The organism is Streptomyces sp. NPDC034085 (genome assembly GCF_055575555.1).
The window spans coordinates 202,379-221,287 of record NZ_JBVISL010000009.1 but is presented as its reverse complement, the minus strand read 5'-3'; the positions used below and the strand labels follow the sequence as shown (position 1 = coordinate 221,287).

General features: G+C 72.6%; 23 protein-coding genes. 11 read left to right on the top strand and 12 right to left on the bottom strand.

The window, feature by feature from the left end; genetic code table 11:
* Positions 1-69: 69 nt before the first annotated feature.
* Positions 70-243, bottom strand: coding sequence for a CsbD family protein (locus tag ACZ501_RS27585; RefSeq protein ID WP_361602855.1), 174 nt, complete (start codon positions 241-243; stop codon positions 70-72).
* Positions 244-351: 108 nt separating this feature from the next.
* Between ACZ501_RS27585 and ACZ501_RS27580 the strand changes: the two genes are divergently transcribed.
* Positions 352-600, top strand: a complete 249-nt coding sequence (locus ACZ501_RS27580; RefSeq protein WP_361602852.1) for a hypothetical protein — start codon at positions 352-354, stop codon at positions 598-600.
* Between the two features lie 26 nt (positions 601-626).
* Here ACZ501_RS27580 and ACZ501_RS27575 read toward each other — a convergent pair whose 3' ends face one another.
* The gene (locus tag ACZ501_RS27575; protein WP_361602849.1) at positions 627-1,250 is read right to left on the bottom strand and encodes a TetR family transcriptional regulator; all 624 of its coding nucleotides are present in this window, start codon (positions 1,248-1,250) and stop codon (positions 627-629) included.
* 98 nt (positions 1,251-1,348) lie between these two features.
* Here ACZ501_RS27575 and ACZ501_RS27570 point away from each other — a divergent pair, with 98 nt between their 5' ends.
* From ACZ501_RS27570 to ACZ501_RS27560, 3 genes are all read left to right on the top strand, one after another.
* Complete coding sequence (locus ACZ501_RS27570; protein WP_362456836.1) at positions 1,349-1,540, top strand: hypothetical protein; 192 nt, start codon at positions 1,349-1,351, stop codon at positions 1,538-1,540.
* Positions 1,537-1,824 (top strand): DUF4190 domain-containing protein, encoded by a 288-nt coding sequence (locus ACZ501_RS27565; RefSeq protein WP_361602843.1) that lies wholly within the window; start codon positions 1,537-1,539, stop codon positions 1,822-1,824. The genes ACZ501_RS27570 and ACZ501_RS27565 overlap by 4 nt, the downstream gene beginning before the upstream one ends.
* A 245-nt stretch (positions 1,825-2,069) precedes the next feature.
* Positions 2,070-2,795 (top strand): dienelactone hydrolase family protein, encoded by a 726-nt coding sequence (locus ACZ501_RS27560; RefSeq protein ID WP_468799037.1) that lies wholly within the window; start codon positions 2,070-2,072, stop codon positions 2,793-2,795.
* 109 nt (positions 2,796-2,904) lie between these two features.
* Here the strand turns inward: ACZ501_RS27560 and ACZ501_RS27555 are convergent, their stop codons facing one another.
* Together ACZ501_RS27555 and ACZ501_RS27550 are read right to left on the bottom strand one after the other, a co-directional pair.
* Complete coding sequence (locus ACZ501_RS27555; protein ID WP_361602837.1) at positions 2,905-3,315, bottom strand: hypothetical protein; 411 nt, start codon at positions 3,313-3,315, stop codon at positions 2,905-2,907.
* Positions 3,316-3,482: 167 nt separating this feature from the next.
* Entirely contained in the window at positions 3,483-4,454 is a 972-nt protein-coding gene (locus ACZ501_RS27550) for an oxidoreductase (protein WP_468799035.1), read from the bottom strand.
* A gap of 55 nt (positions 4,455-4,509) precedes the next feature.
* On the opposite strand from ACZ501_RS27550, the gene ACZ501_RS27545 reads away from it, so the two are divergent.
* Positions 4,510-4,932 (top strand): MerR family transcriptional regulator, encoded by a 423-nt coding sequence (locus ACZ501_RS27545; RefSeq protein ID WP_468799033.1) that lies wholly within the window; start codon positions 4,510-4,512, stop codon positions 4,930-4,932.
* Between the two features lie 182 nt (positions 4,933-5,114).
* On the opposite strand, the gene ACZ501_RS27540 is transcribed toward ACZ501_RS27545, so the two are convergent.
* The 3 genes from ACZ501_RS27540 to ACZ501_RS27530 form a co-directional block, all read right to left on the bottom strand.
* Positions 5,115-6,647, bottom strand: coding sequence for a trypsin-like serine protease (locus ACZ501_RS27540; protein ID WP_468799031.1), 1,533 nt, complete (start codon positions 6,645-6,647; stop codon positions 5,115-5,117).
* 112 nt (positions 6,648-6,759) lie between these two features.
* Positions 6,760-7,263: a hypothetical protein gene (locus ACZ501_RS27535; protein ID WP_468799029.1), complete on the bottom strand. Its 504-nt coding sequence runs from the start codon at positions 7,261-7,263 to the stop codon at positions 6,760-6,762.
* 71 nt (positions 7,264-7,334) lie between these two features.
* Complete coding sequence (locus ACZ501_RS27530; RefSeq protein WP_468799027.1) at positions 7,335-10,700, bottom strand: ALF repeat-containing protein; 3,366 nt, start codon at positions 10,698-10,700, stop codon at positions 7,335-7,337.
* Positions 10,701-11,015: 315 nt separating this feature from the next.
* On the opposite strand from ACZ501_RS27530, the gene ACZ501_RS27525 reads away from it, so the two are divergent.
* Positions 11,016-11,930 (top strand): LysR family transcriptional regulator, encoded by a 915-nt coding sequence (locus tag ACZ501_RS27525; RefSeq protein WP_468799025.1) that lies wholly within the window; start codon positions 11,016-11,018, stop codon positions 11,928-11,930.
* Between the two features lie 76 nt (positions 11,931-12,006).
* Here the strand turns inward: ACZ501_RS27525 and ACZ501_RS27520 are convergent, their stop codons facing one another.
* Positions 12,007-12,480 (bottom strand): cupin domain-containing protein, encoded by a 474-nt coding sequence (locus ACZ501_RS27520; protein WP_468799023.1) that lies wholly within the window; start codon positions 12,478-12,480, stop codon positions 12,007-12,009.
* Between the two features lie 71 nt (positions 12,481-12,551).
* On the opposite strand from ACZ501_RS27520, the gene ACZ501_RS27515 reads away from it, so the two are divergent.
* Together ACZ501_RS27515 and ACZ501_RS27510 are read left to right on the top strand one after the other, a co-directional pair.
* On the top strand, positions 12,552-13,103 hold the full coding sequence (locus tag ACZ501_RS27515; RefSeq protein WP_361595911.1) for a TetR/AcrR family transcriptional regulator: 552 nt from the start codon (positions 12,552-12,554) through the stop codon (positions 13,101-13,103).
* 144 nt (positions 13,104-13,247) lie between these two features.
* Positions 13,248-13,391, top strand: a complete 144-nt coding sequence (locus ACZ501_RS27510; protein ID WP_468799021.1) for a hypothetical protein — start codon at positions 13,248-13,250, stop codon at positions 13,389-13,391.
* Here the strand turns inward: ACZ501_RS27510 and ACZ501_RS27505 are convergent.
* Positions 13,381-13,968, bottom strand: coding sequence for a DUF6817 domain-containing protein (locus tag ACZ501_RS27505; protein ID WP_468799019.1), 588 nt, complete (start codon positions 13,966-13,968; stop codon positions 13,381-13,383). The two genes, ACZ501_RS27510 and ACZ501_RS27505, sit on opposite strands and share 11 nt — an antisense overlap.
* 336 nt (positions 13,969-14,304) lie before the next feature.
* Here ACZ501_RS27505 and ACZ501_RS27500 point away from each other — a divergent pair, with 336 nt between their 5' ends.
* Complete coding sequence (locus ACZ501_RS27500) at positions 14,305-15,366, top strand: ATP-binding protein (protein ID WP_468799017.1); 1,062 nt, start codon at positions 14,305-14,307, stop codon at positions 15,364-15,366.
* Positions 15,363-17,180 carry a vWA domain-containing protein gene (locus ACZ501_RS27495; RefSeq protein WP_468799015.1) on the top strand — a complete coding sequence of 606 codons (1,818 nt, stop codon included), beginning with the start codon at positions 15,363-15,365 and terminating at the stop codon, positions 17,178-17,180. Before ACZ501_RS27500 ends, ACZ501_RS27495 begins: the two co-directional genes overlap by 4 nt.
* 64 nt (positions 17,181-17,244) lie before the next feature.
* On the opposite strand, the gene ACZ501_RS27490 is transcribed toward ACZ501_RS27495, so the two are convergent.
* The 3 genes from ACZ501_RS27490 to ACZ501_RS27480 all read right to left on the bottom strand — a co-directional run bounded on the left by ACZ501_RS27490 (position 17,245) and on the right by ACZ501_RS27480 (position 18,481).
* Positions 17,245-17,949 carry a class I SAM-dependent methyltransferase gene (locus ACZ501_RS27490; RefSeq protein WP_468799013.1) on the bottom strand — a complete coding sequence of 235 codons (705 nt, stop codon included), beginning with the start codon at positions 17,947-17,949 and terminating at the stop codon, positions 17,245-17,247.
* Positions 17,950-18,038: 89 nt separating this feature from the next.
* The gene (locus ACZ501_RS27485; protein WP_468799011.1) at positions 18,039-18,317 is read right to left on the bottom strand and encodes a hypothetical protein; all 279 of its coding nucleotides are present in this window, start codon (positions 18,315-18,317) and stop codon (positions 18,039-18,041) included.
* Positions 18,263-18,481, bottom strand: coding sequence for a hypothetical protein (locus ACZ501_RS27480; protein ID WP_468799009.1), 219 nt, complete (start codon positions 18,479-18,481; stop codon positions 18,263-18,265). Before ACZ501_RS27480 ends, ACZ501_RS27485 begins: the two co-directional genes overlap by 55 nt.
* Before the next feature lie 9 nt (positions 18,482-18,490).
* Here ACZ501_RS27480 and ACZ501_RS27475 point away from each other — a divergent pair.
* A partial coding sequence (locus ACZ501_RS27475) for a chorismate-binding protein (protein WP_468799007.1) occupies positions 18,491-18,909 on the top strand: 419 nt, incomplete at its 3' end.

The following is an 18,909-nucleotide window of genomic DNA, read 5'->3' as shown; positions in this document are numbered from 1 at the left end:
GCACGGCGAGGCCCCCGACCCGGGGGGAGGGGGTCGGGGGCCCGGTCGTGCCAGGGCACCTGCGCCGGATCAGTGGCGGAAGGCGTCCTTGGTCTTCTCCTTGGCCTGGCGTGCATCGCCCTTGGCCTGGTCGGCGCGGCCCTCGGCGACCATGCGGTCGTTGCCGACGGCGCGGCCGAGGGCTTCCTCGGCCTTGCCCTTGGCCTGCTCGGCGTGTGCCTTGGCCTTCTGTTCACCCGACATGGGGACCTCCTCGTCGATGTACCGGCTCGGTCGTGAACGCTCTCTTGCTCGCGTCCGGCGACCGTAAACCCCCGTTTCCGGAACGGGGCCGCCCCGCGGGTGACGTGCATGGGTCCCGGGGCTCGGGGCACAGGCCCCTGCGGACGGTTCGTCGCTCAGGAGGTGGTGGCGGTGCGCGCTACGAAGGTGCTGGACTCCTTTCCCGCCGGTCATCCACACGGAAGTTGGTTCGCCGAGGAGTACGCGGCCCGGTGCCGGGAGCGGGGCGAGCGGGCGACCGTGGTGATGGACCTGGAGAGGGACGCCTTCCTGGTCGTGGCCCCGGACCCGGACGCGGCGCGAGACCGGGCGGCGTAAGGGCGTCCCCAGGCCGCTCCGCCGCGTCACCCGGCCCAGTGCACCCGCCCCAGATGGATCAGGCGGAGCTGGCGGCGGGCCGTGGCGAGGGCGGCCGACCAGTCCTCGCCCCGCAACGAGGCGGCGAGGAAGGCCGACGCCGTCATGAACATGTGGTCCACCAGGAGCCGCGAGAGCATCGTCACGTCGTCGGCGTCCCAGTCCTCGCTCAGGGGGTCGGCCCCGAGCGCGACCCCTATCTCCTCGGCCAAGGCGTCGAGTTGTCCGGCGATGGCCTCGCGTACCGCCGGTACCCCGCCGTGGCGCTCGCGCACCAGGAAACGGACGTGCGCCGGCCGGCTGCGCACCAGTTCGGCGACGAGCCGCACCGCGGCGTCACCGCGCTGTTCGGCGTCCCCGGTCGCGGCGAGGATGCCGCGCACCGTCTCGTGCAGGCTCGCCAGCGCCTCCTCGACCAGCGCGGCTCCCAGGTCGCCCACGCCCCGGAAGTGCCGGTAGAAGGCCGTGGGGGTGACGCCGGCTGCCCGGGCGACCTCCCTGAGGCCGAGACTGCCGAGGCTGCGCTCCTCCATCTCCGACAGGGCCGCGTCGAGGAGGGCGCGCCGGGTACGACGGCGCTGGGTCTCGCGGACCCCGGTGTGCGGGCTCATGACGTGAACTCAACCGCGTCACCTCGACAGGCGCCAGCATGAGGCGAACTGAACTGGGTAGTCAGTGTACAACTGTTACCTGAACAGGAGGACGTCTCATGCTCTTCCTCATAGGTGCGTTGCTGGTGTTCGGGGTCGTCCTCGGCACCGTGGCTCACGTTCCCGTTCCCGTCAGCGTGGTGGCCGGCCTGGCCATCGCCCTCTGGCTCGCCGTCTTCCTCGCGCGCGAGCGCTTCTCGGACCACCGCCGGCCCGGAGGGCCGCACTTCGGACGAGGAGGCCGGCGATGAGCTCTCGGACCGAGTCCCCTGCCCGCGCCGCGACCCGGGTCCGGGTCCGCGTCCGTGACGGCGACGCGATGGCCGTCGCGTCCTTCGTCCTCGGCCTGGTGGGCCTGCTCGTGATGAACCTGCTCCTCGGTCCGGCCGCCGTCGTGCTCGGCGTCCTCGCCCTGCGGCGGCACACGGCCCGGCCGGGCCGGGCCCGCCTGGGCATCGCGCTGGGCGTGGCGGACCTGGTGGTCCTCGCCTGTCTCGTCACCGCCGACGGGACGTGGTCGTGGGGTGTGACCTGACGCTTCGGGTTTCCCCGCCCCGGTGACAAGAGGCGGGCCGGCACTGCGCCGGCCCGCCTCGCCGGGGTCTGCGGCGGGTGCGGGGGCGCCACGCCGGCTGCCGCTCGGCGACGTTTGGGCGCTGGCGCGGGACCGGGGTTGTGGGAGACCTTGTGAGGTATCGCCGCGTTTCAGGCATACCCGGCTGTTCTGCCAGCGGTGAACAACGGCCCGAGCGGGCTCGATGATCACTACCGTCCGGTCCCATGACGATGGTTACCACACGCACCGTCGAATACCCGGCCGACGGGTTGATGATGGTGGGGCACCTCGCGCTTCCGGCCGGTGTCGACCGCCGGCCCGCGGTGCTGCTCGGACCCGAGGGCATGGGGCTCAGCGATGTCGAGCGCCGCCGGGCCGATGCTCTCGCCGAGCAGGGATACGTGGCGCTGGCCTTCGACCTTCATGGCGGACGCTATCTGGGTGACCCCGAGGAGATGCTGGCCCGTTGCCTGCCGCTGCTCGCTGATCCCGACCGGATGCGGGGCATCGGCCATGCGGCGCTCAACGTGTTGCACGCCGAACCGCGGACCGACCCCGACCGGATCGCCGCCGTCGGCTACGGCACCGGGGGCGCCGTCGGGCTGGAACTCGGGCGCGATGGCGTCGACCTGCGCGCGATCGGGACGGTCAACGCCCTGACCACGGGTCGGCCGGGCGAGGCGGCGCGCATTCGCTGCCCGGTGTGGGCCGGGGTCGGGTCGGAAGACCCGATCATGCCGCCCACGCAACGGGACGCGTTCGCCGCCGAGATGCAGGCCGCGGGCGTCGACTGGCGCATCACGGTCTACGGCGGCGCCCTGCACGCCTTCCACCACCCACCGGTCGATCACCCCACGGTCCCCGGCGTCGGCTACCACCCCCAGCACGCGCAGCGAGCCTGGCGCGACGTCCTCGACCTGCTCGCCGAGTGCCTACTCGTCACGGAGTGATCGCCTTCTGTCGACGCGCCTGCGCGAGCATCGGCTCGATCGGAAAACGCAGCGTCACCCCGGCCCCCTCCCCGAACGCGACGGACGCTCCCCCGCGAGCCCGGGGGCGTCAGGCGGTGTTGATACTGGCGAGGGTTCGCTGGAGCCGACGGATCGCGTCTTCCGCTTCCGTGTACTCCTGGAGGGTCGGCTGGACGGCGCCGAAGGTGGGACCGCCTCCGGCGGGCAGGGCCCGCCAGTGCAGGACCGGCGTGAGCGCGGTGGCGGCTGCGCCGAGGAACCAGGCCAGGCGTCCGTGGACGTGGGCGAGGGCGATGGCCACAGCGGCGAGCGCTTCCCGCAGGTGTTCCAGTCGGTCGACCTCGGGCAAGCCTTGCCGGGACTGCGGGGTGCCGACGGCGGCGTGGAGGTCGGCGGCGGCTTTCGCGGCGACGGTGCGGTCGGTGGGCGACAGCTCCCACGCCTGATCACGGATTTGCCGCTCGGCTTCCTCCGCCAGATCCTCAATGATCTTCCCCATGCCCATGCCTGCATCCTACGCATGCCGGGGCTGTCAGCAGCAGAGCACAGACAGACGGTAATGAGCCGGTTGGGCCGGCGGCGGCTCTGGCCGCGACCGCGATCAGCGCCGGCTGGAGCCCGCGACTCGGGTGGACGGTGGGCTGGTAGCGCCACCCGAGCGGCCGGTCACCCGGGGATCGGGGTGGCTCCGGTCGCGGTGAGCGACAGGGCCCAGAGGCGTGCGGCCGAGTCGGGGGCGACCGCGTGCGGGCGTACGCCGCCGTCATCCATCGGGGCGTCGCGGCGCAGGACGCGTGCGACGTCGCAGTCCTCCAGGTAGAGGCCGCCGCGGTCGTCGAGGAGTGGGGAGGTGGCTGCCCACAGACCGGTGGCTGCGCCTTGGGACGGTGACTTGAAGCCGTCGCCGACCACGTTGCCGTGCACGTCCACCCAGCCGCGTTCGACCTGCTCCTCGAAGGTCATCTCCCGCTGCAGTCCGGTGATGATCTTCCCTGGGTGAAGGGCGAACGCCCGGATGCCGTCGTTGCGCCCGAGGACGTCGAGCCACACGGCGAAGAGGGAGTTGGCGGTCTTGGACTGCCCGTACGCCAGCCACTTGTCGTAGCCGGTGCGGAAATGGGGGTCGTGCCAGCGGACGTCGGTCAGGGCGTGGCCGGCCGAGCTGTTGACCACGACGCGCGCGCCCTCGCCGGCGGCCAGGAGCGGATACAACTCGCAGGCGAGGGTGAAGTGCCCGAGGTGGTTGGCGGCGAGCTGGCTCTCCCAGCCGGGTCCGACGTACCGCTCGGGCGTGGCCATGACCCCGGCGACGGCCATGCACAGGTCGAGCTTGGTGAGGGACTGCCTGATCCGCGCGGCGGCGGCGCGCACGCTGCCGAGGTCCGCCAGGTCCATGGGGACGACGTCACAGCCCTTGACGTGGGCGAGGGCTGCTCGGGCGGCTTCCGGGCGCCGCGCCGGGACGATGACCCGGGCCCCGGCGGCCGTCAGGGCCCGGGTGGTCTCCAGGCCGAGTCCGGAGTAACCCCCGGTCACGACGGCGCTGGTGCCGCAGAGGTCGACGCCGGCCATGACGTCGGCGGCGGTGCTGGTGGCGGAGAAGGGCGAGCCGAGGGGCTGTTGTTCGCGACTGGTCATGTCGTCCACGCTACGATCTAGACCTAGGTCTAGATCAAGCCCTACGCTGTCCTGCATGGCGAGCACCGAGACCTCCCGGGACCCGAGCAGCATCGGCGAGGTGGCCGAACGGACCGGGCTCAGCGTGCACGCGCTCCGTCTCTACGAACGCGAAGGCCTGTTGGTGGGACCGGTGCAGCGCACTCCCGGCGGTCGGCGACGCTATTCCTCCTCCGATGTCGAGTGGCTGTTGGTCTGCGTCAAGCTGCGGGAATCCGGAATGCCCCTGTCCGACCTCAAGAGGTTCGCCGAGCTGGTCCGGCAGGGTCCGGGCAACGAAGCGGAACGCCTCCGGCTCCTCGACGCGCATCGGCGGCGCGTGGACGCGCAGATCCGGGCGCTGGAGGAGTGTCGTTCCGTGATCACCTGGAAGGTGGGTGTCTACGCCGAACACCTCGCCCGCGGTGAGGCCGGCGGCCTCTGGGACCCGACGGCCTGAAACGGGCTCCACCGTCATCGCGATCAGCGGTCCGCGGTCCTTCCGCACGGCGTTGACGGACTTCATCCCTGCCGAAGAGCACCGCGTCACCGGGAGGCAGCGCCCACCGGCCTCGGCCAGGACTTTCCTGCCGGGGCCGGTGGGCGGGTGCCGTCGGGGTCCGGGCCGGGCCCGGTGCCGGGTCAGCTGATGGACTTGATGGCGCCCCAGCCGCCGCTGCCGACCTGGATGCTCGGGCCGTCGATGGGGCCGTGGATGTCGGCGCCGCCCTTGTAGAACTTGAGGGTGCCGTCGCCGGCGGTGGCCCACATGTCGGCCGTGCCGTCGAGGTTGGCGTCTGCGGCGCCGGCGATGAGCGGCCGGTTGGCGACGGTGTAGCCGCGGCCGAACTCGTTGCGGTCGCTGAAGGTCTTCCCGTCGGGCTGGCCGAGGTAGGCGTAGAGGACGCCGTCACGGGTGTCGCGGGCCAGCAGGTCGGGGCGGCCGTCCTTGTTGGCGTCGCCGAGGGCGCTCAGATCCATGACGTCCCAGCCGCCGTTGCCGATGAGGACGGGAGCGCCGACGGCCGCGGTGGTGCCGACGACCCCCGGGTACAGGAAGAGCTTGTTGGTGTGCGTGACGACCAGGTCCGGCTTCCCGTCGCGGTTGGTGTCCCCGATGCCGACGACCTGGGCGGTGGTGGGCAGACCACCGGCGATCTTGATCGGCGCGCCCAGAGTGGCGTTGCCGAGGTTGGGGTAGACGCGGACCTCGTCGTCGACGCGGGCGACGACGTCCTCCATGGCGTCACCGTTCCAGTCGCCCCGATGCGTCACGGAGGCTCCCGACCAGCCGCCGGTGCCGATGATCGTGTGCGCGCCGACGCCGCCGGTGCCCGTACCGGGGTACAGGCGCAGCTTGCCGGTGTCGTCGACCGCGACGAGGTCCGGCTTGTTGTCGCCGGTCAGGTCGCCCGGGACGGCGTACGACGTGTTCGCGACCCAGGAGCGCACGTCGTCCACGCGGGTCGCGACGGCGCCGGTACGGGTCTCGGTGGACGGCGTGCCGAGGCATCCGCCCTGCCAGGAACGGCTGGTGACGGCGAGGAGTTCCTGGGTGCCGTTCTTCTCGCGCAGGACGGGGCCGCCCGCGTCGCCCTGGCAGATGGCCCCGTCGCCGGTGGCGGTCAGGGCGAGGTCGGTGGAGCCGTTGGCGACCGCCGTGAAGGAAGCGGTGTGCAGGCGGTCGGGGACCCAGGCGGTCTTGGTCCGGCCGAAGCCGGCCGCCCGCACGGTCTCGTCGGCGCCCGCGGGCGTGGTGGCCAGGACGGCCGGCTTCAGGTTGGCGATGCCGGTGTCCAGCTTCACCATGACGAGGTCCCGCTCCGGGTGCGGGACGAGCCGGATCGCGGTGCGGGTGGCTCCGGCGGTGGTCTGGGTCAGGTCCGTCCTGCCGACGGTGACCGTGACGGGGGCCGTGGGCTTGCCGGGCTGGACGACGCCGGTCGCGTCGGCGAAACAGCTCGCGGCGGACAGGACCCACTGGGGGGCCACGAGGGTGCCCGTGCAGGCGCGCTCGGCGTTGCCGATGACGATGGCGGCGGTGTGGGAGTGGGCGGCCGCCTCGGCCGGGGTTCCCTGCAGGGCCTGGGCGGGCGACGCCAGCAGGCCTCCGGCCACCGCGGCGACGGCGGCGGCGCCGCCGATCCATGCTCTGCGACGACGTACGTTCGACATGGTGTTCTCCGAAAAATCGAGTCAGGGCGTTCCGGCCGCGCGAGACGGCGGACGGAAGGGTGGTCGCATGCGGCGGTCCGGCGGGATGTCCCCGCCGGCCGCCGGTGGAGGGCTACGAGGAGACGGTGATCTCGACGAGGACGTGATCGCGGCGCTCGGGGTCGGCGGCCTCGCCCACGCCCTTCCACTCGTTCGGGGCCACCGTCACGTTCTGCTTGCTGCCCTCGGCGGTCAGCGTCACATCGGCCTCGTGGGTGGCGTCGCCCTTCATCCCGTACACCGCGGGAACCTCCAGGCTGAGGTGGCCGGTCTTCCCGGTGGCGCGGAAGCAGATCTTGCCCCGGGTCCGGGAGTACACCTCCATCAGCCCGGAGGCCGAGGCGCAGTCGGCGAGCACGATGTGCCCGTCGCCGCGCTTGAGGGTGATGCCCAGTTCGGCCTGGATCCTCGCGGCGTCCGGGTACGTGAAGTCCTCCACCGCGTGCGGCGGCAGGTCGGTGCTCACCGCGGCCGTGCCCTGGGCGGGGGCCTCACTGGCGTGCGTCGCGGTGACGGCGAGGGTGATGCAGGCCGCGGCCGCCGCTGTGGTCGCGATGACGCGTCGTACGAACTTCATTCCGTTGTTCCTTTTCATGCGCAGGGAGGCGGGCCGCCGATGCGGCCGTGAACGCCGAGGTGTAGAGGGGGCTACCACTGCAGCCAGCCGATGACCGTGGTCACCGCTTCACCCGTGAACTCCGAGACCTTGCCGCCCACCGTGTGGGCCAGGCCCGCCCGCTCGAGAAAGACGGACTTCCCGAGGAATACGCCGCCGAGCACGAACTTCCCGAGCGACGTGTGGAACTCGCTGCTGTCCCAGCCGTACGCCTGGCCCGTGAAATAGGCGCTCACCCCCTTGAGGGCCACGGAGACACCGCCGAGCACGAGACTGGCCCCCAACAGGAAGGGCGAGGCCGGCGTCGGGATGAAACCGAGCCCCATGGTGATGAGCGAGGCCGTGCCGGCGAGCGTGGACCAGCGCTTGGTGACCTTCGCCCAGTCCTTGTCGCTTCCCGTGTCCGAAGGCCACAATCCCCATTCCACGTACCAAGGCGTGTCGTTGGCGGTGGTCTGCGAGGGATGGGTGCCGTTCGCCTCGTACTGGCGCGCATCCTCGACCGCCTGCTTCGCCCTCGCGATGGCCTCGGCCCTCTGCTTGACTTCGGCGGTCAGGCGGGCGGCGGTGGCCGCGTCGGCGGCGGCCTGCGCGTCCTGGCCGGCTTGCAGGGCGGAGGCACGGGCCTGGCTGGCGCTCGCCTGGGCGCTCGACGCGGAGGAGGCCGCCTGCCGCGCCGACGCCACGGCCTGGCGCATCGAATAGTTCGCGGAACGGGAGGCGACCTGGGCTGCGGAGGCCGCCTGCTTGGCACTCGCCGCCGACTTGGCCGCTTCGGCCGCCGACAGGTCAGCGGCATCCGCGTTCGTCTTCGCGTCCCGCGCCGCGGTCTCGGCGTCCGCGGCATGGCCCTGTGCCTTCAAGGCCCACGTGCTCGCATCTGCCGCGGCCTGACGGGCCTCGGCCGCAGCCTTGGAGGCCAGCGCCGCGTCCTCCAGGGCCTTCGCCGCCACCTTCGCGGCGTGCGCGATCGAGGCGCGGATCGCGGAGACGTGGGTGGCGTGGTCCTGGTCCAGGCGGGCGATGTTGAACCTGTCCTGGAGGACGAAGTACCGCCGCATGCGGGCGGGGCCCTCCAGCACGATCTGCGCGGCCGACTTCATGTAGGGGCCGCCGGCGGAGAGGAGGGCGAACACCTCGGCTTGGTCGTCGACCTTCACCGCGTCCGCCAGTTCGACGGTGAGGAAGCGGTGCAGGGCAGCGGCGCTCCCGTCGGCCAGGGCCGCCTCGGCCTTGGACCTGACGTTGCTGCCCGGGTTCTGGTTCAGGAGCTCGAACACCATGACGCGGTTCTGCGTGGCGGAGGCTTCGATGACCCCGTGGGTGAGGAAATCGCGCGCCGCGTTCGGGTCGTCGCTCGCCAGCGCCCGGTGGGCGGCTGCGGCGACTTCCGAGCCGGCCGTCCCGGCGATGGCGAGCACGGTCTCCCGGTCGTCCTGCTGCTCGGCGAGAAGACGGTCGGTGTCGATCCAGTTGACGACGTCCTGTTCGGCGCCGGCGAGGGCGAACTCCGCGGCGTCGCGCGTCCACGTGCCCGGTGAGTCAAGGAGGCGTACGGCGGCCTTCCGGCCAGCCGTGACGGCCGCGACCAGGTCACCGCCGCGCAACGCCTCGGAGGCGGCCGCCACGAGGTCCTTGATGTCGGTGGCGGTCCTGTCGGCCTGCGTGCGCTCCCTCGCCGCCCGGGCGATTTCCTCGGTCTCGGCCTGTGCCCTGAGGCGGGCCTCCTCGACTCCCATCGCGGTGTCCTCGGCGATGCGGGCGGTTTCCGCGTCCCGGGCCGCCCGTTCCACGGCCTGGGCTTCCTTGACCGCGTCGGCCGCCGTGTTGGCGGCCTGCAGCGCGGCCTCCGCGTAGGCGGTGGACCGCTTGGCGTACTCGATCGCCTTGCCCGCGTTCGCCGCGGCGTCGTCCGCCGCGGCCGCGGCCTTCTCCGCGTGGTCGGCTGCGCTGTTGGCGGCGTCGCGTGCGGCACCGGCGGCGGCGGAGGCCCGGTTCGCCAGGGTCTGCGAGAGGGCCGCGGCCCGGGCCGCGCGTGCGGCGGCCGCGTCGGCCTCGGCCGCTGCCGCCCGCGCCTCCGCCGCCTGGGCCCTGGCGCTGCCGGCGGAGGCGGCCGCGTCGGCGGCGGCGTTGGCCGCGGCCGCGGCGTTCTGGGCCGCGCTCGTCGCGGCGGCGCAGGCGGCGGACGACTGCTGCGTGGCGGCGGCGGCCTGCGCGGCGGCGGCGGCCGCGGTGCGCGCGCGTCCGGCCGCGTCCCGTGCGCCTTGGGCGGCCTGGCGCGCCGCCGAGGCCTTGCCGGCGTCCTTCGAGGCGGCGATGGCGGCGCCGTAGGCCCGCGAGGCGGCACGGCCCGCGGCCGCGGCGGCGCCGGCGGCGGCCTGCGCGGCCTGCGCGGCGCGGCTGGAGGCGGCCTGAGCGGTACGGGAGGCGGAGATGGCCGTGTAGGCGGCGCTCGCGGCGCCCCGTGCGGCACTCGCGGCGCTGTTCGCCGCCTTGGCCGACTTCCGTACGTCGTTCTGCGCCGCCCTCGCTTCCTCGGCGGCCTTCAACGCGGCGGCCTTCGCCTTCTCCGCGGCGTCCTTGGCCCGGTTCGAGGCGGCGACGGCCTGTTCCGTCTGCAGTTTCGCCCGGTTGCCCTCCCGGATCACGATCTTGACCAACTGGTCGACCGTCGCGGCTTCTTCGTCACGGGCACGCGCGATGTACTGGCCGGAGGCGAGGAACTGGCGGATCGCCTCGGGCGAGCCGTCGCTCAGGGCGCGCTCCGCGTACTTCTTGACCTCGGGGGAGGCGGTGGTGAGGATCGCGAAGACCTCGGCCCGCTCGTCCTCCTGCTGCGCGGTGTGCTGCGTCGTCTGCAGGAAGGTGCGCAGGGCCGCCGGGGTGCCCAGTTCCAGGGCTTTGGCGGCTTCCCGCTTGACGGCGGTCCCGCTGTTGTTCATGACGGTGAAGACCGCTGCCCGCATGTCCGTGTCGAGCGACTGCGCGTAGCCGTCGCGCAGGTAGGACGCGATCGCCGCGTCCCCGGCGGAGAGCGCCGCGTTCGCGCTCTCGCGGACCGACTTGTCCGCGAGGGGGAGGGCGGCGAGAACGCCGAACCGGTTGTCGTCCGCCTTCGCGAGCGGCAGTTCGCTCGTGAGGAAGGCGGAGACCGCGGCCGGGGTGCCGACGAGGGCGGCGGCAGCGGCCTCGCGGACCGCCCGGCCTCCGCTCTTGTAGGCCCATACGGCCTTGCCCCGATCGGTGTCGGGCAGGCCGTTGCCCACGGCGGGGTCGCCCTCGGCGGCCCGGGCCGGGCCGGCGCTCAAGGTGACGACGGACGGCACGGCCGGAATCGCGGCGGCCCCGGCCAGGGTGCTGAGTATCCGGCGCCTGCTCCACAGCGACGGCGGCGTCACGGGCACACCTCTGTGACGCCGTCGCGCAGTGGGCAGGGCAGGGCGACGATCTTGCCCAAGGGAGTTCTCCTCGGTTCAGATGAGAAGCGGGTGGTTGCGGCGTCCTGGCTGGGTGATCGATCGCCAGCTCTGCCGACCCACAGACTCGCGCCTGGAGATCATCCGAACAACACTCAATACTGGAACCCTCGTTTAGCCAGGTTCAACACACGGGCCTACCTGCCGCGGCGCGAAGGATGCCCGGCATGACCCGTGCTTCAAGGAGAGATACTGGAACCTTCGTTTGATCAGGGTGAACAGGGGGGTGGTGGCCGGGTGCTCGAACGTCTGGAAATGGAAGCGTTCCTCGGGCTGGCGGCGGAGCTGCACTTCGGACGTACTGCGGAACGCCTGCACGTAACCACCGGAAGGGTCAGCCAGCTCATCAAGAAGATCGAACGCAAGGTTGGGGCGCCGTTGTTCGAGCGCACCAACCGCAGTGTTCGCCTGACGCCGCTCGGCCACCGGCTGCACGACGAAGTCCGGCCCGCGTACGAAGACATCCGGGCCGCCTTCGCCCGGGCTGTGAGCAGCGCCCGGGCGACCGTCGACACTTTGCGGGTCGGCTTCATGGGTGCCGCCGCCGGCCAGATCGCCCACCAGGCAGGCGACATGTTTCCCGAACGCGAGCCCGGCTGGCGCGTCCACATCCGCGAGGTCCAGCTCTTCAACGCCCTGGCGCGACTTCGCGAGGGAGAGGTCGACATCCTGATCCTCGCCCTGCCGATCACCGAGCCCGACATCGTCGTAGGGCCCGTGGTCTTCTCCGAGCGGCGGATGCTGGCCGTTCCCGCGAGGCACGCCCTGGCCCGCCGCGAAAGCGTGACCATGGAAGACCTCGCCGACGTCGCGCTCGTACGCGTCGCCGGCACGCCACCCGGGGCATGGCTCTCGGAGCTCTGGCCCGACCGCACGCCACAAGGCAGGCCGATCACCCCGGGCCCCGAGATAGAGACGTTCATGGAAGCCCTGCAAGTGGTCGCTTCGGGAACCGGCGCAGTCGTCGTCGGCGAGCAGGTAACCCAGTTCTACACCCGTCCCGGCATCACCTACGTCCCGCTCACCGACATGCCATGCCTGGACCGGGCCGCCGTCTGGCTGAAGTCGTACAGCTCCCCCGCCATCCGCCCCTTCGTCGCGACCCTCCTCGAGGCCGCCCAACTCCTCTACCCCGCCACCCCCAGGGCCTGACCCGGCCGGGCGGCAGGGCCGCGGTAGCGGGAGCCGGCGTCAGAGGCGGTGGGAGACTCCGCCGAAACCACCGCCGTTACGCACGCGGCTCCCGCTCCTCGTAGGTGATCTGGTACGGGGCGGCAATCCGGTTCAGCACCGTGGCGTCGAGGCGGCCCCGGTGGCCGGTTCCGGACACGTGCTCGGACAGGTCCTCCAGGTAGCACTCCCAGCCGCCGGGCGAGGACATCTGGAGGACGTGCGGCGGCGGGCTGCTCGCGGGACGCAGCGCGTGCGGGACGCCGTGCGGCAGCAGGACGAACTGGCCGGCCGTCACCGTGCGGTCCGTGTCGTCGAACTCCACGCCGAGGGCCCCGGACAGCACGTAGACGCATTCGTCCGCCACATGGTGGACGTGGCGCGGGATCTCCTGGGCGACGACGACTTCCATGAGGGAGAAACGGCCCTCGGTGTCCTCCGTCCTCGCCTTCACGGTCATCGCAGGCGGCAGCGGTACGCGAGTGGGGCGGGAGGCGCCGGGGTCGAGCAGGATGAACCGGTCTTCGGACATGAGTATCCTTCCCTCAACGACTTCGGAATCGGAATCCGATTCCGTTTCAGCTGAGCAGAGGAAGCAGCGGCATGTCAAGACCCTCCCGGACCGACGCGGAGCGAAATCGCCTGCGGGTGCTGAAGGTTGCGCACGAACTGTTCGCCGAGCGCGGGGACGAGGTGCAGATGGCGGAGGTCGCCCGGGCCGCCGGGGTCGGCGTCGGAACCGTCTACCGGCACTTCCCGACCCGGCAGGCCCTCGTCGGGGCCGTCGCCGAGCAACGATTCGCGAAGGTCCTCTCGTTCCTGGAGGAGGAAGGCCCGTCGCGGCCCGACGCGTGTGGGGCGGTGGAGGCGCTCCTGACGCGCGTGGGTGAGATGCACGAGGAGGGGCGCGCGCTCTCGGGCATGATCGAGGCGTCGTTCGGCGGCATGGCCCCGCGGGGCGAGGTCGGTGAGGCACTGCTCGCGATGGGGGCGCGGCTGGTCGAGCGGGGGCGGTCGGACGGGACGCTGCGTGCCGATGTGACGGTCGGGGACCTGTACATGAGTGTGGGTGCCGTGGCGATGCTCAGCCACCATGAGATCGGAGACTGGCGCCGGTTCGCGGAGATCGCCCTGGACGGTCTGCGGCGGCCCTGACGTCGGTGGGTACGGGGCGTCCGGTCGGACCGGCCGCCGCCGAGGTGCCCCGGGCGGACCCTCTCCGGCGCCGTCCTGAGGGCGCGGCCCCGGCCGGGGTGGGCAAGCCTGGTTCGGGGCGGCTTGCCCAGGCGCTCCTCGGGCTTGCCCAGCACGTGGGTGGCGGCCGACGGGAACGGGAGTTCCCACCACTTCCACCAGGTGACGCCGCCCTGGACGAAGACGGAGGCCGTGCAGCTGGAGGGCGGCGAGTCGGCCGGGCCGTGCGCATCCAAGGTCAAGGGCTGACGGCCGCGCCGCCTCCGGCGCCGAGGACCGCGGTCACCTCGTGACGGGCCGCGTCCGACAGGAGGGGCGACCAGCGCGTGAACAGCTCGAGCAGAGCGGCCCCGTTGCGCTCCCGGAAGGACTCGTTCACCTTGGCCAGGTCCAGCTCGTTGGCCACCGTGAGCTCGGCGAAGTCCCGACGCTGTTGCAGGGACGGCGTGAACTCCTCACCGGTGAACCGGTCCCGGAAGGTCACCGCCACTCCGTCCGGTGCGGCGAGGCTGGGGTAGGAGGCCTTGCGGTCGCAGCTGGCGTAGAAGTACACGAGCTCCTCCGCCTCCGTACCGATCGCCGCGGCCAGGCGGTCGCGCTCGGACAGCTCCAGCAGTACCAAGGGCAGCCCGTCGGTGCCGTAGAAGGCGTGGCACAGGGCCGCGGTCTGCAGTGCGGGCCGCGCGCCCCACACGGCGAGCAGCGCCTCGACGCGCAGCAGATGGGTGAGGAGCGTGCCGCCGGAGTGCTTGGCCGTCTCCGCTCCCCTCTCCTTGAGCAGCGCTATCGCCGGCGAGTCGGTGTGCTGGTCGTCGCTGTGCATCATGGGCCCATGATGACGAGGTCCCCACGTCGGCGTATACCGGGACCGGCATACGGACAGCGAGGGCTGAACCGAGCACCGCGGAACCCCGAAGCCTCTTCGGCCGGCACCTGGACCGCAACGTCCTGGACTGACTTCCTCATCGCCACCGGCGCCGACTCGACGTCGACACGGAGGACCTGACGGAGACGACGAGGACGAGAACGAGGACGAGACCTGGGCACCGGGGACCACCTGGACCACCGCACCGCCCCCGGGAAAACCGGATGCCGGGCGGTGTGCGGTGTGACCACACTGGCCGCACCAACACATCGCCCCACCTGAAGGACGTCCCCGCCCGTGCAGGCTGCCGTCACCGTCACCCCCGCCCAGATCCCCGAACTGCTGCTCGGCCTCGCCACCGTGCGGCCCGTTTTCCTCTGGGGGGCGCCCGGCATCGGGAAGTCGTCGCTGGTAAGGAAGTTCGCCGACTCCCTGGGCCTGGAATGCGTCAGCCTCCTCGGCACGCAGCTCGCTCCCGAGGATCTGATCGGCGTACCCCAGATCCGCGACGGCCGCTCCGTCTTCTGCCCGCCCGAGGCCATCGCCCGCGACGAGCCGTACTGCCTCTTCCTCGACGAGCTCAACGCCGCCGGCCCCGACGTCCAGAAGGCCTTCTACTCGCTGATCCTCGACCGCCGCATCGGCTCCTACGAACTGCCCGCCGGCTCCATCGTCATCGGGGCCGGCAACCGCGCCACGGACAACGCGCTGGCCCGGCCCATCGCCTCCGCCCTGGTCAACCGCCTCACCCACGTCCACCTCCAGGCGTCCGCACAGGACTGGCTGGTGTGGGCCGGCGAGCACGGCGTCCACCCGTGGGTCACCGACTACCTCACCGACCGCCCCGACCACCTCTGGTCGCAGCCGCCCAAGACCGAGGAGCCCTTCTCCACCCCGCGCTCCTGGCACATGCTCTCCGACGCCCTGCACTCCTTCGGCGCGGAGCTGGACGAGCAGACCCTCAAGGTGGTCGCGCACGGCACCCTCACCCCCGCGCACGCCGTCTCCTTCTGCGGCTACGCCAAGATCGTCCGCCACACCTTCGGCATCGAGGCCATCCTGAAGGGCGACGCCTCCTGGCCCGCCCGGCTCCAGGACCGCGACCTGCTCTACTACCTCGCGGAGGCCTTCCGGGGCCGCCTGCTCAAGGAACTCCCCGCGCAGAAGGAACACGTCTCGCCCGCCCTGCGCCAGCACACCCACCGTTTCAAGTCGCTGCTCGTCCAGCTCGCCGAGATCTCCGTCGAAGTCGCCCAGACCGTCATAGCCGACGACGCCGACGGCCTGCCCGTGCTGCCCGGATGGTTCCTGATCGAGGCCGCCCGGGACATGCCCCGCCTGGTCGAGGCCCGCCGGTGAGCCGGAGCGGAAACGCCCGCGCGAAGGCCGCCGCCAAGCCCGACCCCGCCACCCAGGCCTTCGCCGAGGGCCTGGCCCTGGTGAAGCAGAACCCGGCCCTCGCCGCCCTCGACGGCAAGATCTGCCGCGAGGCCGGCTGCCCGGAGTCGCCGGGCGGGGGCCTGGCCGCCGTCACCTCCAATGGCGTCGTCCACGTCCACCCCACCCGGCGGGCCGAACCCGGCGAGTGGGCCTGGACCATCGCCCACGCCCTGCTGCACCTCGGCTTCGGCCACGTCCCGGCCGCCAAGGACGAGGACCGGCCCCAGCCGGACCGCTTCGACCTCGCCGCCCGCTGCACGGTCGTCAACCGCTTCCTGCTGACCTTCCCGGCCGGCCGCGCCCCGGACCACCTTCCCGCCGCGTACCCCGGCGGCGACGAGGACGAGCTCGCCGCCCGCTGGCGCCGCGACGGCATTCCGGCCGCCTACGAGCACTGCGGCACGGCCGGCCGCCACCCCGACCAGGTCCTGGTGCCCTGGCGGACCTGGAACACCACCGTCCCCGACTGGCAGACCGCCTTCGCCGCCGCCCTGACCCGCAGCGTCTCCGCCGCCATGGACGTGGCCGGCGGCCGGCGCGACCGGACCACCGGCGAACGCCTCGCACAGCGCCCCTGGGACCGGGCCCTGAACTGGTTCGTGTCCTCGTACCCGCTGCTCGGCGGCCTCGCCGCCGGCCTGACCGTCGTCGCCGACGCCGAGCTGGCCCGCGCGCAGGACATCTCCATCGCCGCCGTCAGCGCCACCGCCGGGGAGATCTACATCAACCCGCTGCGCACCTTCGACGACGACGAATGGCGGTTCATCCTGGCCCACGAGATGCTGCACGCCGCCCTGCGCCACGGCGAGCGCCGCGGCCCCCGCGATCCCTTGCTGCACAACGTCGCCGCCGACTACGTCGTCAACGACTGGCTGGTGGAGATGCGGATCGGGAGCATGCCCGAAGGGCTGCTGCACGACCCGGCGCTGCGCGGGCTGTCCGTAGAGGAGGTGTACGACCGGATCGCCACCGATCTGCGCCGGATGCGGCGCCTGGCCACCCTGCGCGGCCGGGGCGCCGGAGACATGCTGGGCGAGCCGCTCGCCCACGGCGCGGGGCGCCCGTACACGGATCTCGACGAGTTCTACCGGCGCGGCCTCGCCCAGGGCTTCGACCTGCACGTGCGCGGCAGCCGCGGCCTGCTGCCCGCCGGGCTGGTCCAGGAGATCCGGGCCCTGGCCCATCCGCCGGTGCCGTGGGACGCCCGCCTCGCCCGCTGGTTCGACGAGTACGTGCCCAGGCCGCAGGCCGTACGGTCCTACGCCCGCCCGGCGCGCCGCCAGGCCTCCACCCCGGACATCCCGCGCGCCGGCCGGTACTTCCCGCCCGAGGAGACCGCCCGCTGCACCTTCGGCGTGGTCCTCGACACCTCCGGGTCGATGAACGCCGCCCTGCTCGGCAAGGCACTGGGCGCGATCGCCTCGTACGCCGAGGCCCGCGACGTCCCGGCGGCGCGCGTGGTGTTCTGCGACGCGGCGGCCTACGACGCGGGCTACGTCCCGCCGACCGAGATCGCGGGCCGGGTCCGGGTCCGCGGCCGGGGCGGCACGGTGCTCCAGCCGGGCATCGACCTGCTCCAGCGCGCCGAGGACTTCCCGCCCGCGGCGCCGCTCCTGGTGATCACCGACGGCTGGTGCGACACCCTGCGCATCCGCCGCGAGCACGCCTACCTGATCCCCCAGGGCGCCGGTCTCCCCTTCACCCCGAGGGGCCCGGTCTTCCGCCTGACCTGACCGCCGCCCAACTGGTCGTTTCGGGCCGGGGGTGCTGGATGTTCGTTGTCGAGTCGTTGAAGGACTAGCGCCGGACGTACTGCCACAGCACGCCTTCGCTGGCCTGGAGGTGGAATCCGCAGCGCGTCAGGAGCCGGTCGGCCGTTGCCCGGGGGAAGAGCCGGAAGCGGAGGCGCTGGTGGGCCACCACCACTCCTTGGTCTTCGATGAAGTAGTCCTTGAGATGACGGCCTGCCCGGTCGACCGCGACGTGCTGCGTGTAGAGCAGACCTCCGGGCAGGGGGCGATCGGAGCGTCGATGGGGCCCCTGGACGGAGAGCAGCAGGGAGCCGCCGGGCCGGATGGCGGCGGCGAGGTTGGTCAGCGCTCGCTCGTTGTCCTCCTCTTCCATGAGGTGGCTGCTCAACCAGGATTCCTCACCGTCCTGGACGATGTACCAGACGCCGCCGACGGAGTACGCGACGTCGAAGGCCGAGGAGAGGGACAGGTCCAGGATGTCCTCGCGGCGGAGCCGGGCTCGGTCGCCCAGTCTGTCGCGGGCCTGGGCCAGCATGCTGTCGGTGTGGTCGATGGCGGTGAGTCTCAGGTCTCCCGGGCCCAGAGCCAGGAGGCGGTCGGCGACCAGCCCGGTGCCCACCCCCAGCTCCAGCACGTCTTTGCGGGTACCGATGCAGGTCAGGATGGCGTGTGCGTAGGCGTCGTAGTCGTAGTACCCCGACGTCATGACGAGGTCGTAGAAACGCGACAGGTCGGCATAGGAATCAGGCACCCGCCGGACGGTAGCGGGGCGGTTCGCCGGGCAGCAAGGGTGCCTTTCGAGCCCCTGCCGACCTTGCCCGGGGCTGTGGCGGCGTGCCCTCAGCGCAGGGGCGGGAGGGTGGTGTCGAGGAGGTCGGTGACGAACTTCCGCAGGTGGCCGGCGCGGACGGGGGTGACGCCGTGGAGGACCTGGGAGCCGTAAGCGACGGCCGTGCCGGCCCGGGCATCGGTGAGCCGGCGGGTACGGCGGGCGTCGGTGAGCCAGGCGGGGGCGGTCTCGTGCGGGTGGGCGTCCGGTTCCTGGGCGTGGGGCAGGCGGTGGGTCAGGGGGTGCCGGGCAGGAAGCCCTCCGCCTCGCCGACTTCGCGGCCGGTCCACACGCTGGGGCTGGAGGTGGTTTCGACGTAGGAGTCACCGCCGGCGTCGGCGTCCTCGAGGACGACGCCGATGCGGCCGAGGCGGCGGGGCGGGGCTGCCGGGTCCGGGATGCCGTCGAGGCGGGTGGGGACTTCCTGGTCCGTGGTCAGTTCGGTGACGAGCACACACCCGCGGTGCTCACCCTGTCGGCGGTCGTGGTCTCCCCCCGCCGGCCCCAGGCAGGTCCGGTCGTACCGCCGTTGTCCGGCGCCGCGCCCGTGGCCGATCAGGCGTACGTGGCCGCGGTCGCCCGGCTGGTGCGCCGGCTGCGGGCGGGCGCCGCCGAGAAGGTGGTGCTGGCCCGGCACGTGGATCTCGGCGGGCCTCTCGCCGGGGGCGGGAGTGACGTCGCGGCCCGTCCGATGGAGCGGTATCCGAGCGCGTACGTCTTCCGCGTCGAGTTGCCCTCCCCCGCCGGCCGGCGGCGGCGCGTGCTGCTCGGCGCGTCCCCGGAGCTGCTGCTCACGCGCCGGGGCGACCGGCTGGTGCTGAACCCGCTGGCGGGCAGCGCGCGCCCCCCCCCCCCCCCCGGCACCACAACCGGGGCGGGGAC

Coding starts and splice junctions, on each gene's coding strand:
- ACZ501_RS27575 (WP_361602849.1), bottom strand. CDS start 1,250: ATGAGCCCGCACACCGGGGTCCGCGAGACCCAGCGCCGTCGTACCCGG.
- ACZ501_RS27520 (WP_468799023.1), bottom strand. CDS start 12,480: ATGTCCGAAGACCGGTTCATCCTGCTCGACCCCGGCGCCTCCCGCCCC.
- ACZ501_RS27550 (WP_468799035.1), bottom strand. CDS start 4,454: ATGACCAGTCGCGAACAACAGCCCCTCGGCTCGCCCTTCTCCGCCACC.
- ACZ501_RS27565 (WP_361602843.1), top strand. CDS start 1,537: ATGAGCTCTCGGACCGAGTCCCCTGCCCGCGCCGCGACCCGGGTCCGG.
- ACZ501_RS27515 (WP_361595911.1), top strand. CDS start 12,552: ATGTCAAGACCCTCCCGGACCGACGCGGAGCGAAATCGCCTGCGGGTG.
- ACZ501_RS27570 (WP_362456836.1), top strand. CDS start 1,349: ATGCTCTTCCTCATAGGTGCGTTGCTGGTGTTCGGGGTCGTCCTCGGC.
- ACZ501_RS27580 (WP_361602852.1), top strand. CDS start 352: ATGGGTCCCGGGGCTCGGGGCACAGGCCCCTGCGGACGGTTCGTCGCT.
- ACZ501_RS27560 (WP_468799037.1), top strand. CDS start 2,070: ATGACGATGGTTACCACACGCACCGTCGAATACCCGGCCGACGGGTTG.
- ACZ501_RS27540 (WP_468799031.1), bottom strand. CDS start 6,647: ATGTCGAACGTACGTCGTCGCAGAGCATGGATCGGCGGCGCCGCCGCC.
- ACZ501_RS27585 (WP_361602855.1), bottom strand. CDS start 243: ATGTCGGGTGAACAGAAGGCCAAGGCACACGCCGAGCAGGCCAAGGGC.
- ACZ501_RS27535 (WP_468799029.1), bottom strand. CDS start 7,263: ATGAAGTTCGTACGACGCGTCATCGCGACCACAGCGGCGGCCGCGGCC.
- ACZ501_RS27555 (WP_361602837.1), bottom strand. CDS start 3,315: ATGGGGAAGATCATTGAGGATCTGGCGGAGGAAGCCGAGCGGCAAATC.
- ACZ501_RS27545 (WP_468799033.1), top strand. CDS start 4,510: ATGGCGAGCACCGAGACCTCCCGGGACCCGAGCAGCATCGGCGAGGTG.
- ACZ501_RS27505 (WP_468799019.1), bottom strand. CDS start 13,968: ATGATGCACAGCGACGACCAGCACACCGACTCGCCGGCGATAGCGCTG.